The 15,515-nt window shown below is 59.8% G+C and carries 11 protein-coding genes; 6 read left to right on the forward strand and 5 right to left on the reverse strand.

What is annotated here, in order from left to right; genetic code table 11:
• Positions 1 to 342: 342 nt before the first annotated feature.
• Complete coding sequence (locus ET21_RS28875) at positions 343 to 426, forward strand: SEC-C metal-binding domain-containing protein (RefSeq protein ID WP_369291525.1); 84 nt, start codon at positions 343 to 345, stop codon at positions 424 to 426.
• A gap of 67 nt (positions 427 to 493) precedes the next feature.
• Here the strand turns inward: ET21_RS28875 and ET21_RS0102820 are convergent, their stop codons facing one another.
• Positions 494 to 4,867 carry an ATP-binding protein gene (locus ET21_RS0102820; RefSeq protein ID WP_030538494.1) on the reverse strand — a complete coding sequence of 1,458 codons (4,374 nt, stop codon included), beginning with the start codon at positions 4,865 to 4,867 and terminating at the stop codon, positions 494 to 496.
• Positions 4,868 to 5,112: 245 nt separating this feature from the next.
• Complete coding sequence (locus ET21_RS0102825; protein WP_156029001.1) at positions 5,113 to 5,949, reverse strand: hypothetical protein; 837 nt, start codon at positions 5,947 to 5,949, stop codon at positions 5,113 to 5,115.
• 229 nt (positions 5,950 to 6,178) lie between these two features.
• Here ET21_RS0102825 and ET21_RS0102830 point away from each other — a divergent pair, with 229 nt between their 5' ends.
• The 5 genes from ET21_RS0102830 (at position 6,179) to ET21_RS0102850 (ending at position 10,630) form a co-directional block, all read left to right on the forward strand.
• Positions 6,179 to 6,919 carry a helix-turn-helix domain-containing protein gene (locus ET21_RS0102830; protein ID WP_030538496.1) on the forward strand — a complete coding sequence of 247 codons (741 nt, stop codon included), beginning with the start codon at positions 6,179 to 6,181 and terminating at the stop codon, positions 6,917 to 6,919.
• 7 nt (positions 6,920 to 6,926) lie between these two features.
• The gene (locus ET21_RS26390) at positions 6,927 to 7,880 is read left to right on the forward strand and encodes a TIR domain-containing protein (protein WP_051767949.1); all 954 of its coding nucleotides are present in this window, start codon (positions 6,927 to 6,929) and stop codon (positions 7,878 to 7,880) included.
• A 212-nt stretch (positions 7,881 to 8,092) separates the two neighbouring features.
• Positions 8,093 to 8,641, forward strand: coding sequence for a winged helix-turn-helix domain-containing protein (locus tag ET21_RS0102840; protein ID WP_030538498.1), 549 nt, complete (start codon positions 8,093 to 8,095; stop codon positions 8,639 to 8,641).
• Positions 8,642 to 8,726: 85 nt separating this feature from the next.
• Complete coding sequence (locus tag ET21_RS0102845; RefSeq protein ID WP_030538499.1) at positions 8,727 to 9,848, forward strand: IS110 family transposase; 1,122 nt, start codon at positions 8,727 to 8,729, stop codon at positions 9,846 to 9,848.
• Positions 9,849 to 10,036: 188 nt separating this feature from the next.
• On the forward strand, positions 10,037 to 10,630 hold the full coding sequence (locus ET21_RS0102850; protein ID WP_272945208.1) for an IS630 family transposase: 594 nt from the start codon (positions 10,037 to 10,039) through the stop codon (positions 10,628 to 10,630).
• A 162-nt stretch (positions 10,631 to 10,792) separates the two neighbouring features.
• Here the strand turns inward: ET21_RS0102850 and ET21_RS0102855 are convergent, their stop codons facing one another.
• The 3 genes from ET21_RS0102855 to ET21_RS0102865 all read right to left on the reverse strand — a co-directional run bounded on the left by ET21_RS0102855 (position 10,793) and on the right by ET21_RS0102865 (position 15,219).
• Positions 10,793 to 12,307 (reverse strand): hypothetical protein, encoded by a 1,515-nt coding sequence (locus tag ET21_RS0102855; protein WP_030538501.1) that lies wholly within the window; start codon positions 12,305 to 12,307, stop codon positions 10,793 to 10,795.
• Between the two features lie 2 nt (positions 12,308 to 12,309).
• On the reverse strand, positions 12,310 to 14,664 hold the full coding sequence (locus ET21_RS0102860; RefSeq protein ID WP_030538502.1) for a hypothetical protein: 2,355 nt from the start codon (positions 14,662 to 14,664) through the stop codon (positions 12,310 to 12,312).
• Positions 14,665 to 14,847: 183 nt separating this feature from the next.
• The gene (locus ET21_RS0102865; protein WP_030538503.1) at positions 14,848 to 15,219 is read right to left on the reverse strand and encodes a hypothetical protein; all 372 of its coding nucleotides are present in this window, start codon (positions 15,217 to 15,219) and stop codon (positions 14,848 to 14,850) included.
• Positions 15,220 to 15,515 lie beyond the last annotated feature (296 nt).

Genomic DNA, 15,515 nt, shown 5'->3' on the forward strand with positions numbered 1-15,515 from the left:
TGGGGAATTTTACTTTGCCCGTTCCGGGGAAAATTACTGTGCCGTTGACAACAAGATGGGCAGTTGCATGATTTCACGCTCACCTTCGATGAGGGCGAGAGTGGTCTGACGCTGCATTGCAGCCGTTTTCCGGACCCACTCGCGGCCGAGAAGCTCGCTGACCATTGTCGTGGCCGCAAATATATTCAGCGAGCTGATCAATGGTTCGGCATTGCTCTTCGCCCTGAAGACGGACTCCCAAAATTTTGCATGGGCTTCGCATTCCCTTGGAAGCATGATCCTGTAATGGACATCGCGACGCGAAACGTGCCTAGACAGAGTTCGCCTAACCAGAAACCAAAGATGGATCGGTCGACTGTGAAGGTCGGTCGAAATGAGCCGTGCCCGTGCGGGAGTGGATTGAAGTTCAAGAAGTGCTGCATCTGAATCGGCGGAAATGTCGCCTCTCGAACACGTGTGTGACACGCCAGCGCATTTCACCGTTCGGGAGGCGTTAGCGATGGGACAGAAACCCGGCAAGCTGCTCGCTATTCGGATCCTTCCGCTCAAATTGGAGCTGGCCGGTAATCTCTTCACCATTGAAACGGTAGATACCCCAGTAGTCGAGCTGGCCGCCCCAACCGCTCTTATGCGGACGGCCGCCATGTGCACTCTTCTCCCCGAGGAATATCCAGACCAACTCCAAGCCATCGTGCTCAAGAAATGCGGCCAAAGCAGCGCGGTCGACCAGAGCCGCGCTATGGCCAGCCGCTTCAGCGGACGGATCCTTGAATTGGATGGTGCCCCGTGCATCACAAAAGGCAAGCGACCGACCTTCAGCGAGCCGGAGATCAAGGCCGCGAACCAGCCGTGGCCCTGGGATCGAAAGGTTGAACGATTCCTCGATTGAGTAATTGTGCCCGGATCGCTCCACATAGCGGTTGGCGATAGTGCCGAAGACTTCGATCTTTGGCGTGCCTAATTCCCAATCACCGTGCAGGCGGTCATAGGACGGGTGCCAAGGATATTCGCCAAGGTAGGCGCGCCAAGGCAAATCGATTTCGGGTGGATGGTCGCGCTCGCGCTCCGAGCTGGTTAGAAGCCTGACAAGGCGATCAGCATCACTTCGTGCTACAAGAAGAGAATGGACCTTGTGCCAGGTCATGCGCAGGAACACGGACTCGCCATTATCTATGACCGACTGATTGCGGGTCGCGCCCATATCGAGGACCAGCCAGCGTCGGCCATCGGGATCTGTCACATCCAGCTGCTCGAGAACGTCGGGTATGTCGCGGCTCTCGTCGCGCATCCAAGCAATCCTGGCCTGAGGTGGATCCTCGCGCCAGCGCGGCGCATGCAGTGACCACCAAGTCGCCGGCTGCCGGCTACTATCCCGCTCCTTTGTACGCTTGATCAAAATCGTCGGGTCCATCTCCCGCGTATCGACTTGCCAGGGGCCACGATACGGCTGGGGCTGATCGTGGAAACCGCCATCAACCGCGACGAGATCGGAGAGCCGGCCCGTCAGCTCATGATAGGCAATCCACTGATATTTCTTTCCGATCCGTTCGATGCTGTGCTCCATACGACCTCGGCTCGGCATATTGCGTTCAAACTGCGCAAAGCGTTCGGGTGTCCATCCGAGGTCATGCGCGCGCCAAGCGATCCATCGCCGCGCTGTCTGGCCGCTGAACTCCGGATGCCGTAACGATGCTTCAGCGTCCCACATCCCCTCTTCGATCCAACTCGAAGCATAGATTTCATAATCTTCGCATTCCGCCTCGCTGAGCAGTGACCGGAAATCAGCCGCAGCTGCATCGCGTTCGGCTCGGACCTCCTTTCGTGTTGGCCCTCCATCCCCGTCGTCCGGAGCATCATCGATATCATCGAGCCACCGGTAGAAATCGTGCGGCATGGCGCTCAATCGCCCAGAAATTTCTGTCAGACGCTCCAGCGCGGCCTCGCGGTCACGACGCCCAGCGATAGTCCGGACATGCCACTCGTCGTAGCGAGCCTCGTCCGAGCGCCCGACCTCATCACGCGGCAGTTTGAGGAAACGATGCGCGAGCGGATCGATCTCATAGCGCGCAAAGTCCCCGTCCTCGAACGCCGAACTCATAATGTCATCGCGCAGGAACGATCCCGAATAGTCTTGGACGAAGCCAGCGAGCACCTCGTCGCTGACCGTTTCCAACGGTGGCCCGGCCGGATAAGGTGGCCTCGCAAGATCGAGCGATACGCTCGCCGGTAGGACGCCGCGATAGGCGGCCAATTCGATGATACCCCGTGCATGATCACGGATCAGTGCATGAGCCGGAATGGGATCATTCGCGAACACTGCCGAATAAGCGGCTTCGGCCAACGTTCCGAGCCCTTCGTTGCTGCCGCTACGCGTCGCGCCGCCGTAGACTGCTGCCAAGACACGATCGACGACATAGGCATCGTTGAGGCCGGCAAATCGGTCGATGAGATAGACGCCTAGTTCACGCCGATTCACCAGCAGCGCCGCTAGCGCTTTGGTCGCCATATCGCGGATGATGCGGTGACTAAGGCTGGTGAGCCAAGCGAGCATGATCGCGGCCAGCCTGGCACGCTCTGGCTCGATGGGATTGAGGCCATTGGCCAGCACCCATTGGATCAGCGTATCGATCGCATTGCCATCATTGGCCGCAATATATGTCGCACGTACCGACCACAGTTCGTCGCGCTCCGGCATCGACATTGGGCGCAACCAGTGGTCGAGATAATCCGCGTTGAAAGGGTTGCTTGGTTCGGTTGCAATCGCGATCAGCGTATCGAGCCATGGATCGCCATCCAGATAGTCAGCATGTTCATCCAGCAGCTCCAGCGTGCGTTCGCGAAAAGCGTCCTGCCGTCGCCACAGCAGGCTGGACCGGAAGCCGGGCAGTAGGTCGTAGATCGCGATATCGTCGTCGACGAGATCGAGAAGCTCGATGCCGAAGCGTTCGGGCAATTGCACGGCGAAGGCTTCGGCGATGCCGGCAAAGCGATACGCGTTAGATCCGACCACGTATTCGCGAAGTGACCCGCCCGGTGCAAAGGCGGGCGCCGGATCACAACCGGTTATTGCCGTGTCGAGCAGCGCTTGGGCTATACGATGGTCGCTCAAGCGCTCGAAGGTGAAGCGGACTAGCTCCACTATCGTCGATCCGTCGATGACCGGCTCGACGGTCAGGACCCCCTCATTCTCCAGCTGGAAGAAAAGGCTCTGCTCGGTCTGGTTCTGTGAAGGGTGCAGCCCTTCGAGTAGCGTATGGACCTCGGCCATTGGCAGATGGCCGCTGCGCGCCTCGACCATTGCTTGGGTGAGTCTCTCAAGTGCCGTCTCGACGATGCGGAGACGCGGGTACAGGCCCATGCGCGCCGTGATCGCATCCGCGACGGCTCCGAAATAGAAATCGAACACGCCCGATACACCGGCGAGCCCTCGTGGCAGTTCCTGCTCGCCGCGGCGCTCAAGCGCATCGCAGCAGGTGCGCAGGAACAGGGGGTTTTCGAACTCGGGGGAGAAGTTGGGCGCTGCCATGCGCACAATGCCGCGGGCATCGAGATAACGCTGGGCGGCCTGCGCGGCCTGCCCAGCGAAGCCGGGATGGGCGATGCGAGGCAGCGCCTTCTCGTCGATCTCGCGGACGATGTAAGGCAGAAAGGTCGTGCGGCAGGAGAGGGCCACCGCCACATGCGAAAAGCGGTCAGCCGTGGCGAGGAACGCTGCCAGGCGGTTCGCCCATAACGCAATTCCTCCGCGTTCATTGATTGCATCGATCATGACGAGCGCGCGCGTGCCCGCTGCCTCGCCAGCGGCGTCGAGCGTGCCGAGCAGCTCATCGGGCGTCGTATTGGTCAGGCCGAGCTGATCGGCGACCTGCCGCCAGGGCTCGCCATCGACGAAGCTGCCACCCAGGACCAAGACCGCAGGGAAACCTTGGCCGATGTGATGGTTCGCCACATCGGCGAGCAGATGCGATTTGCCGGTTCCGGCCTCGCCCGTCACAAGCAATCGATGTTCGTTTGCCAAACGGTTGACTGGCCGCGTGATTCCGTCGGATACTTTCTCGATCGCTTCATAAAGCTGCTCGATGTGAAATTGCACACGCCGCACCTCGTCGCGATCACCACCTTGCTGAGTTCGCAGGTCCCAGATCGCTGCCGAGCAAGTGCCCAAGGTCCCGCTCGCCGCATCGAGAGCCTCTATCCACGGATCGAAGGGCACAGGATCGGCTGGGCCAATCGACGCTTTCCGAATTAATCCGCTGATCGTCCGAAACCGAGCATCGAGGTCCGCGGCGGGGGCGGCTGCGGGGCCTCCGGCAAGCAATCTCGCGACACTGTCGGTCGCGCGATGTCTCGCCTCATCGATATCGTCGGCGAGGCGGGTCAAACCCTCGATGAAGCTCGGGTCGCGCGCGATCGCGAGCAGACCATGGCGGATTGGAAGTTCGATGTTGAGTTCGGGCGTGTAGCGCGTGCCGAGCGCCTGGCGAGTGATCGTGAAGCGCGTTTGAAACCAGTCTGGCGTGAAATGCAAAAGATCGAACCAATAGTGCCGCCGTCCCGCGTACCGCGGCTCGGTTCGGGATAGTCGTTCGATGAGCTGGGTCTCATCCCATAGCTCGATGGCAATTATACGCGGGAGGATCGCCTTGGTACGTGCTTGCACCCAGCGGTTCCAGCGGTCCCGTTCAGAAATCCGATTGCCGACGCGCCCGTCCGAAAGATTGAAGGGCAGGCTGACAATAAAGCGCCCAAGCTGGGGGTGGCGTGCGACTGCTTGATTGAAGGATTTGGTCAGCTGCGCGGCTTCGTTGCTGCCCAACTCGAAGAAATATTTGGCCTGCCAGCCAGTTTCCGACCCACTGGCTTCCACTCGGTAGCATTCTAGCCCGGCATCAGCTCCCGCACCTTTGCGGTGAAATGGCACGCCCGGAGCTGTCTCCAGCGCAGCGAGTTGACAAACCAGCTCCTCGAAACCGCTATGCCGGCTCCCATGATGTGGTCGAATGGTCCGAAAATCGATCGTGGGAGACGGCATAATTGCTCTTGTTTTGGGGGCACAGCGTGTGCGCCATGGATCGGAATAAGTCGAACAAAGCACGTCTAGACAAAAAGACTTTACTCGTCGCCATCCTTCCAGCGAGCGTAGCGGCCATTGGGGTCGTGGAGCGCGCCTAGGTTCGGTTTGTTCTTCAATCCGAAAATTTTGCTAGCCAGCCGTGCAAGCTCATCCGCGGCTTCGGGCTTCCAGCCTTCCCGAATGGCCCAAGATTTGATGTCGCCAACTGGCGCCGAATGGCCTTTTGCGCGCAGAATGCGTAGGATCTCGTCCGCATGTTGCTTGTCGCGCGGATGCATCACGCCGTGCGCGAGATTAGCCATGCGAGAGAGTGTCCTCAGGGCATTCTCGATCACCGGATCGCTCAGGAGTGTGACCGGCGCCTGAGGCGTTTGCCCATGGATGTGCGGTGTCCATCGCTCTCCCCACGTCTTCGCCTTTTCGTCCGCGTAGAACGCAATGATAACCGAGTTGCGGGCACCGAAGCGAAGCGTCTGCATTGTTTCATGCTGCAGCAGGAAGCCATCTCCGATACCAACCGCCTTGTTGGCGGCAAGTGCCTTGCTCGCTTGCACACCGAGATGGCGCTCCAGTGAAGTGGATCGCAATTGCTGCTTGGTATGTGTGAGCAAGATGATGTTGTCGGTGCGAGGAGTTGCGCGCTGCGCGACCATTTTCGCATAACCGAGCGAGGTCCCCAGTGCTTCTGGCTTGGAATCGTCGATAGGGACAATAACGCGAGTCGGTTCTGGCATCGAAATATCCTGAAGAGAGCGGTTTTCTGACCATAGCCGCCAGGAGTTCAAAACCAAGATCAGAAGATATTCGATGATACACGGAGAACACTTTATCTGGAAAAATAATAACTGGCGGCGCGTGACGTCGCTACCGCGCATTTCGCCCGCAACGTCGGCCAATGGTAAGCAGCAGCACCGAACTGTGAACCTAGGACAGCATCGCAAGAATTCAGTTGTCCTCGCAAAGGGACGCTTCGCCGGCGCGATGCGCCGCACTCCTCACACTTATCCATTTTCTCTTTCTCTGATGGCCAGCTGATGCGCGCACGACGTGGCATGATGGCCGCCTCTTCGATGAAGAGTCTCTTCGCAGAAGGAGACTTACGCTATGATGATCGACATGACCGCCACCGCCACCATGATCAAGTCGCTCCGCCGCGACCATGGCCTAACGCAGGAAGATCTGGCCGCGCGCGCAGGCTGCGGCCTTGCCACGATCCAGCGCGCTGAGGCTGGCAAACCGCTCTCTGCCGCGACGATCGCATCGATCGCGGCGGCCTTCGATATCCCAGCCTCGGACTTGGCAGCCCCGGCCGAAACCCATTTCGAGCCCTATCTGCCGCTCGAACCGATAACCTCGGGGCGAATCCTGGTCGCCCTGCTGCTCGGTATCCGCCGCATCGATTTCGACTTCTGCGAGGTGGCGTCGCTCTCCGACGCCGAGGCGATCCAAGCCTTCCACGACCTCTGTTACGCGATCGCGGGCCTTGAGACACCACTCCCGCCGCTCGCGCGCGTGACACACGACATCGAGGCGCGGGACCAACTCACCAAGCTCAGCGCGCGCGGTCTGTGCGTCGGCGCCGCCTACTTTGACATCACCGCCTATGAGGTCGACGATGATTGTGGCGGCGGACCCGCCATCCTCTACGGCCAGTGGGACGAGCGCCGCGCTGCCATCCGCATCGGCCGCGCGCCCGACGAAATCGCCCGCGCCCATATCCTTCGGGGCCTGGGCCAATGGGAGCAGGTGAAGACCGGCGCGCTAGTCGAGCCGCCACGCGAAGAGCTCGAGATCGACTGGTCAGGAATCTTCGGTGCTTCGCCGGAAAAACAGGGGAAGGCTTGAGAGACCCATGTTCAACGTCATGGTCACTGCCGGCGATAATGCCTGGGAAGAGGGTGCCTATGTCTGGGACCGCTCGCGCATGTTGGAATATACCGATGATGCGATCCGTGAGCCACTTAAGGACCTGACCGAGGATAATCTAAAGACCCTCGCCACGCTCCCGACCCTTTTTATGTATGAGCAGCATGCCGAAGGCGTTCCGCGTGTTGGCACGATCAAGCGCATCCAGCAGCGCGGTACGGAATTCCGCGTAATCTTTGAGTTCGACGAGGAACTCCCGCCGATCGATCCCGACGCCATCGCCGCCCACAAATGGGATCTTCACCTCGCGGATTTCGAGTTCAGCCGCACACACTGGGCGGTCAAGGATGGCGATCTCGTCGCCATCCTGCGTGAGCATGGCCTGATCCCGCCGACTGAAGAGGCTGCGCCAGCCGAACCCGTGGCCGAACCCGCCGCGGCGCCGCCGGTCGAGGTAAAGCCGGCTAAGGTCTTCCTAGTCCATGGTCGCGACGAGGCCGCCAAGCATGCCGTTGCCCGCTTCCTCGAGACTCGCGCCGGGCTCGATGTCGTCATCCTATCCGAACGTCCGAACAAGGGTCGCTCGATCCTCACCAAGTTCCAGGAGGAAAGCGAAGGCGCCACCTTTGCCGTTATTCTGATGACACCTGATGACTTGGGAAGCCTGCGACCTGAGTTGCTGCCGCCCGGTTCGGCGGCCCCTGCCGCGAAGATGCGCCCGCGCCAGAATGTCATCTTCGAGATGGGCTTCTTTATAGGCCAGTTCGGTGTCGACCGCGTTTGTGCACTAGTGACACCCGGCGTTGAGCGTCCGTCGGATTATGATGGCATCGTCTATGTGCCCTACGACGATGCGGAAGGTTGGCAGCGCAAGCTCGTGACTGAGCTGCACGCCGCCAATGTACCGGTGTCGCAAACTTGGTGGCAGGTGCCCACCTGAATTGCGTTTTCCCAAGCCTGTCTTCATGAACCGAAGGGCGTGCTTCCGGCCCAGAAGCCGGCAATCCTGTTCATGAATGGGCGGCAGGTTCCGACGAATAGACTTTCGACCGGGAATGTCGGCTTATACCAAAACCTGTGGAATCTGACTCACGGAGGGTATCCGGCCGGGGCATGACGTGATTCACCATCGCAAACGGTTGGAGTTTTGCGATGGCAGCGCCGGTCAGACTTCGAGGTGATTTCAGTTCTGCGCAGGTTCGGGCCTTTGCTCGCCGCGCCAAGGATGCAGACCAGGTTCGCCGTCTGCTTGCGATTGCGACGATCCTGGACGGCGGCAGCCGAAGCGAGGCCGCCAAGGTCGGCGGGGTCACGCTGCAGATTGTCAGGGACTGGGTGCTGCGCTTCAACGCGCATGGCCCTGATGGTCTCGAAACCCGCAGGGCGCCGGGGCCGGATACCATCCTCGACGACTGCCATCGACGCGCGCTGGCCGAAACCATCGAAGCGGGCCCTGTTCCTGCTGTTCATGGTGTGGTTCGCTGGCGGATCATCGACCTCGTCCAATGGCTATGGGAGGAGTTCGAAATCTCGATCAGCAAGCAGGCGCTGGGGCATGAACTCCGGACCATGGGCTATCGCAAGCTCTCGGCCCGGCCACGCCATCAGGGGCAGCGCCCTGAGGATATTGCCGCTTTTAAAAAGCCTTCCCCGCCCGTCTGGCGCAAATCCGAAGGCGCCTGCCCAAAGGCACCCCGATAGAACTGTGGTGGCAGATGCTATGAGGACGGACACCGAGTGAAGGAAGGTTCACTATAGCGGCGTCCTCAATCCAGGGAGCCGCATCATGTCGTTCCAAAGCAATACCACACTTGTCGCGCTTGAGTTGAGCAATTCAGTATGGCTCGTCGGCACGCGATCGGCCGGCGCTCAGAAAAGCCGCATGCATCGGATCAGCGCGGGCGACACCGCCGCGCTGCTGGCGCTTTTCGAAGGGCTTCGGCCGAAGCAGCGGGCATCCGAAGATACTGCGCCAGTTGCCTGCTGCTTTGAAGCTGGACGAGATGGGTTCTGGATCCATCGACTGCTGACTGAGCATGGCATTGCGACCTACGTTGTCGAGCCGACCAGCATTCTGGTGAACCGACGAGCGAAGCGGGCGAAGACCGATCGTCTCGATGCCGAAGGGCTCTTGCGTGTGCTCGGCGCTTATCTGGCTGGCGATAATCAAATCTGCAGCATGGTCCAGGTGCCCACGCCTGATGAGGAGGACGGCAAACGCATCCATCGTGAGCGCGAGCATCTTGTGCAGGACCGGACCCGACTAGAAAACCGGATACTGGCGCTTTTCGCGACCCAAGGCATCCGTTCACGCCCCTCATTGCGAAACTGGGAGCGAGATCTCGCGGCGCTCGAAACCGGCGACGGCCGCAAGCTTCCGCCCCGCCTGGCCGCCGAGATCAACCGGTTGCGTCGGCGACTTGGGCTTGTCCTCGACCTGATCCGTGAGTTGGACGCGGAACGGGATGAAGTCCTTGCCACCGCTCCAAATGATCCAGTAACTTCCAAAATTACCGCGTTGCGGAGCATCTACGGCGTCGGCGACAATTTTGCCGCGGTTCTCGCCCGTGAAGTATTTTACCGTCCATTCGGCAATCGAAAACAGCTCGCGAGCTATGTCGGCTTGGCACCCATGCCCCATCAGAGTGGTGACATGGATCGAGACCGGCGCATCGGCCGCGCTGGCAATGCACGAGCGCGAAAAACACTTGTGCAGTTGGCATGGCTCTGGCTGCGTTATCAGCCTGAGAGCGAACTCTCCGCTTGGTTCCGCCAGCGCGTCGGTAAGCTGCAGGGTCGAACGCGCCGGATCGCGATCGTCGCAATGGCGCGCAAGTTGTTGATCGCGCTCTGGCGCTTCACCGAGACCGGAGAAATCCCGGTCGGAAGCACGGTCAGAGCCGCATAGAAATCGCCGCAGGGAAACCGTGGCGATGCGAGGAGCACGACCGTCTTCGTCAATGGTTACACCAGACTGCCGCGTGGCAGGTTGGTCGTGTTCGATCGGGGCCTTGCCTCGTGCATGAGGCATTATGGTTACGGGTTCCAGATCGGACCCGACCGCATGTAAGGTTACGCAGCCAAGGCTGCCGCACAGTGCCGCCCCAACTCGCTTGCAGAACGATAAATGTAGCGCATCAACAGGATAAACGACATGCCGCCAGACCCTTGACAATCGAACCCTCATGTAAAGATGAGGCCCGGATCGGGCAGAAGACGCAGATCACCCGACGCTGGGCCAAGCGTGGCACCAGACCCGTTGCGCCCCGTGATCTGCGCCGGGCTTCGGCTTGGATCTTCGGCGCAATATGTCCTGCTGAAGGGAAAGGTGCGGCGTTGGTCATGCCACGCTGCAACAGCGAGGCCATGGACATGCATCTGGCAGAAATCAGCAGCCAGGTCGCACCCGGTGCTCACGCCGTGCTCATGCTCGATCAAGCCGGGTGGCACATGTCCGGCAAACTCGACATTCCGGCCAATATCACCCTCCTGCCGCTGCCGCCCAAGTGCCCCGAACTCAACCCCGTAGAAAACGTGTGGCAGTTCATGCGCGATAATTGGCTCTCGAACCGCATCTTCTCGTCCTACGACAACGTCGTCGATCACTGCTGCCACGCCTGGAACCGCCTCATCGATCAGCCATGGCGCATCATGTCCATCGGGTTACGCCAATGGGCGCATGGGTCATGATCAGAGAGTCTTGGTATTAGTTGGCGAGATCGCCTGCTCGGCGCTAAAGTTGCACGAGTGGATGAAGCACGCGGAGGTCGATATTCGAGTGGGCATGGTGGAGACATTTTACCCCCCCCCAGCAATATCGCCCCACTCGATCAATTTTCATTTGGTCCACAACTATTCGGATGCAGCTATCCGCCCACATTCCTGAAGCAAACTGATCGCCGTTTGCAGCCGATCAGGTGTGGGAACAGGCGCGCCCCGCGCTTGCGCTCCCGGCGTCAAGGTCCATCCACCTTCGTCCATCACGATCCGCAGGCGCAAAAGTGTCTTTCCGCGACCACGCGCATCAGCAAGACCGCGCCCGACGCACCAATAAGCGTGCTGCGCGATAATCCACACTTCGATGAATTTGCCGATGAAGTCCCGCATCGATAGCTTTTGCCATTCGTCGGCTTCCTTCAAGGCGCGGGCCACGGGCAGACGATCAAAGGCCTCAGATTTATCCCATCTCTCATTCCGACCAGCGGTCAGGCAGAAATGCAGACCACTGGCGATCTGCACGGGTATGTCGCCCTGCCAATCGTGAGAATTCAAAGCCTCGTCGAGTTGATCGAGTTGCTCGACAGCATTGCCCTCGGCTTCTTCGTCCAACCACTTTTGCGCCGTTTCATCGGCCTCCAGTGCGGCCTGTTTGGCGAAGCGCCGCGCAAGTTCCTCTGTACCGACCGGACGATCCACAAGTTCGCGAATAATCCAATAGAACATGGCTTCGAGTGACAGGCGGAATAGCTGGCGTATCTGGAGTTTTCGCCATGCGTCCGCTCGGGGGTGAAGATCGGCGATGTCCAACCACTCTTCAGGCGGCGATGCCATCAATGCACGAAGGGCGCTGGTCTCTGGTTCATCATCGTCCAGATATTCGACGGCAGCCTCCAGCATGGTCATGCCCTCACGGCGCATGGGGTCGGCCTGCGGGCCTGTCAGCCGTTCAAAACCCGCCAGCTGCTCGGCTTCCGTGAGATCGGACAATTCCCACAGCTCACCCCATCGCCGCACATCGTCACGCTCGACCTCAACGCTTCCCAGCTTGTTGAAGGCAGGATGGTCCAGTTCGTCGGAAAAATTCTCTTCGAAGGCATCGAGCATGGAATCCAGAAGCGGATTGGGCTGAAATACGCCTGCCGGACCTGCGGGGATCAGCCAGCCCATGCTGCGCAGGCCGGGACCATAGTTCAGCGGCGAGATGAGGCCCGTCGATGTCCGACGCAGATTCCTGCGCTGCTCCCATTTCTTGCCGCCGAAGCGATAGGTTTCCTTCTCGCCATAGATGAGATCGGCAAGCGCTTGACCGCCCGGAATTCCCGCATCCGTATCGAGAAGAAATTGCGACCATGAATAGATCGCCTCGATCCGGTCCACGAAATCACGCATCTGCTCATCGGTTGCCCCGCCGAGCTTATCTCGCTCAATGATGGTCCTGACCCGACGCCACGCCCATGTCATGAGGACAAACGGGCGCAAGCGGCTTGCCACATTGTTCAGACCCGGTAGAACCTTGTCCATCAGGTCGAAGTTGATCTGGCGAAGCCCTAGTGGATCGACGCCACCCACCTGCGCGCCACTTTCATCAACGATGGAGGGGGAGGATGCATTGGCTGCGACAGCGAGGAGTTCTTCGAGCGATGCCATCCCTATAGCTCCCTGCACAATATGATGCCGCAATGGTGCGTCACGCCCGTCAATCGTAGGTCTTGATAGCGACCTGTCGGCAGGACCAAATTACACTTGGGGCACGATTTCTGGGCTTTATCCAAGATGCGAAAGCGGGATCGTGCCTCGCTGTTTGCGAACGCCGCAGCCAACTGCTGCCAATACGGGCTATTCTGGAGGGTGGGGAGTGACGGGAGAGGTCCGCCGTTTTCCGCCGCTTCAAGATAGATGCGCACTTCCTCGCCCGGTGTACGGGCAGCGCGGACGTTCCCCATGAATTGCTCGGCGTCCCACGATGGCGACAGAATCTCTACGAACCCCGGAATGGCCTGATCGTCTGGCTCGAATCCCATGGGATCAATCCTGACGCGCAGCAGGAACGTCCGCGCCCGTTCGGCGGCGCGATCCAGCCCATCGCTTGCGCGAAGCAGGATACCAGCGGTTGCGACGGGCGCATCCATCGGCAACTCACTATGTGCAAACGCGCCAAGGATGCGAGCCAGCCAGCCATGTACGACCGACGGCGCGGGCCGGATACGATCCGCGAGATAGTGCGCAAGCGCGAACGCCGAAGCGGCGTGGATACCTCCATGTCTTTCGGCAAGCATTTCTTCGAGAAGATCGTCGAGCGCATTCATGGCGCGGTGCTTGGCATTGTCTTCCCGTTGAAGGCGCTTCAGACGTTCGTCTTCACCCTCGGCATCTTCCTCATCCTCGGCCTGATCGTCTTCGCCAGTTCCTGATTTCCACGGCCCGCGAGGTTCGGTAAAGGCAGAGCGAACCAACGATAGTGCCCGCTGCCATGCAGGCTCGTTTGCCCCCGACGAAGCGGGTCCAGATGCATGAAATTCGCCGGCGGCGCGCAATTCCTCTATCGAGACCCAAATCGGTTCACGCTCGGCTTTGCCGCCGCCCTGTCCGCCACGGAACATGGCGGATACGATGCGAGCGGGGTCTTCCTTGAACCATGTCAGGATGGCGGCGACATCTTCAGGGGTTTCCGTGCCTGACAGCATAGCAAGCAGGCGGGGTGCCATCGCGCCTGCCTTCTGGATGATCTTGGCTGCCGCAGCGATGGACACAAAACCCTCGGCAACATGATCTTTCTGCTCGATGCGCAGCACCATCCTGCCGCCACCCCAGCTTTGCATTTCCAAGTCGGGAGCTGCCGCCTCGAACCGTCCGGCGCTGTCGATATCGATTTTGCCAAGGTCGATATATCCTGCGGTCGTGGCAACGCTTAAGCTGGCTGCACCATGCAAGCGCGGGACGATAACCTCGCCGACAACGCGATCACCCTCAAGTATGGCGCGAAGAATGCCTTTCCTGCTCTCCGCATCGTCCGCGTCTTCTGTCTCAACCAAGGGGTAGGCGACGGGTTTGGTCGCGGGCTTTGCTTTCCAGCCAACCGTGACGTTGCGCTGGATACGCACGAGCGAGGCTTCCACATTCCCGACAAAAAGTGCCGCATTGGTGGCATTTGCGCTCCCCGCTACGAGCAGCCGCCCGCGCTTGCACAGAATCTCGATGCACTTGGCATGGAGTGCCCGTGAGCCGTCATCAAACGGGGTATCGACGCACACGGCGCGGGCGGAGAGCGCCTCAGGCCAGTTCGTGCCCATTGTTCCCCTGACCGCGCCCTTGGGTTCGGGGTGGACGTGCAATCGTACATCCTCGCAATTCAGCAATTTGGACAGGCGAGAAACGGCGCTGCCTGTCTTGTCGAAATAGGGAGAAACAATGGTGATGCGGGTCGCACCGCCAAGATCATCGGTAAATTGCGCCAATTGCTCGGCAATTGAGCCGCCCACGCTGTGAAGCAGGCGATAGCTGCCATTTCGCGGTGCGCCTCGGGCCGACAAGCGAAGCTGGGCCGCGACAGGCTCAAACTGATCGGCAATCCCCGTGCGGATCGTATCCGCGATCGCGAGAGATTCAAACAGATCGGCGGCATCATCGAATGTTTCTGCGGCAAAGCTCGGATGGAGATGATCGACCGTCTCAAGGTTCATACCCCAGCCGCCGAAGGTCAGATTGCCTGAACCAATAAGCATATGGGCGTCACCCTCGCCAAAGAGGAGAGTCAGCTTGGGATGGAATACGCCTGTAGTGCTGGCAACAGGCTCAAGTTCATAATCGCGACCCGCACGACGTGCGCCTTGTTCGCTTAATGCAGCCCGTATGCCTTCGGGGTCGGCGAGAATGAGGGCGTTTCGCCCGCCGCCACGAACCAACCGATCAAGAACCACGGCTTCGAAGAAGGAGAGACTAAGGGCGTAGGTGGTGAAGACGGCGCGCTGCCACGGCGCGGCACTGATGAGATCAAGCGGCTGCATTCCCGGTAGTGCGCTCCCCCTCGCGCCGCGCCTTCCAGCGCAAAAATAATGGCTCCCGCCAATACTTCGTGGAACCGAAGAATTGATTTACGACCGGAACATTACCGCACATTCAGGCAGCGGTCGCAATGCGTGGAAGCAAAGCATCTCTTTCCGCCCCCACGAAAATGCGCGGATTTCAGGTTATTTGTTCGCTAACTCAACATCCGTTCCACCAGTGGCGACTATCGCTGCGTGTTCTATCATCCGCCGCGTGGCCTTGTCGGCAAGGTCTGGCGAGATTTCCGCGCCATTAATTGTCAGGGCTACGCCATCGGTGACGATATCTACGGCGATCTGCGCACCTTCTGCCAAAGCATCCTTGAGAAGGTGATGGATACGATAGCTTGTTTTCTGGCCCGGTGGTCCTGCTCGGTAATTCCCGAAACGGCGGCGCAAGCTCTGGGATTCCCCAACATAGAAGCGCGACCGCCCATCAAGCACGATGCGGATGCGATACAGCCCAGCGCCCAAGGTTACCGCAGGAAATACGAGGCCGCCCTCCATATTCAGCATAATTTCGCCCAATTCCTTCCACTCGAAAGAGAGCGTGACGTTATTGCTCGCTGCGACGGGCGCGGTCTCAAGAGACGGACTGGATGGTGGGGGCGCTGTAGGTGTCCGAGGTTTTAGGTTCGCCCTGGTCGTGCGAAGTGAAGGCGAACGAACAAATCGAACAGTACCGGCCTTTCGATCCAGACTGGCTGTTTCCCAGCCGCGACTCAGCCAGACATCATTGTGTCGCCCTGCCACGGGAGAATTGTAACCGAACGGTTGAGGCCGCCTGCCAAGATGTGAGTTGGGCGGGTAAG

The organism is Sphingobium sp. DC-2 (assembly GCF_000722555.1).
In the GTDB taxonomy this organism is placed as follows: domain Bacteria; phylum Pseudomonadota; class Alphaproteobacteria; order Sphingomonadales; family Sphingomonadaceae; genus Sphingobium; species Sphingobium quisquiliarum.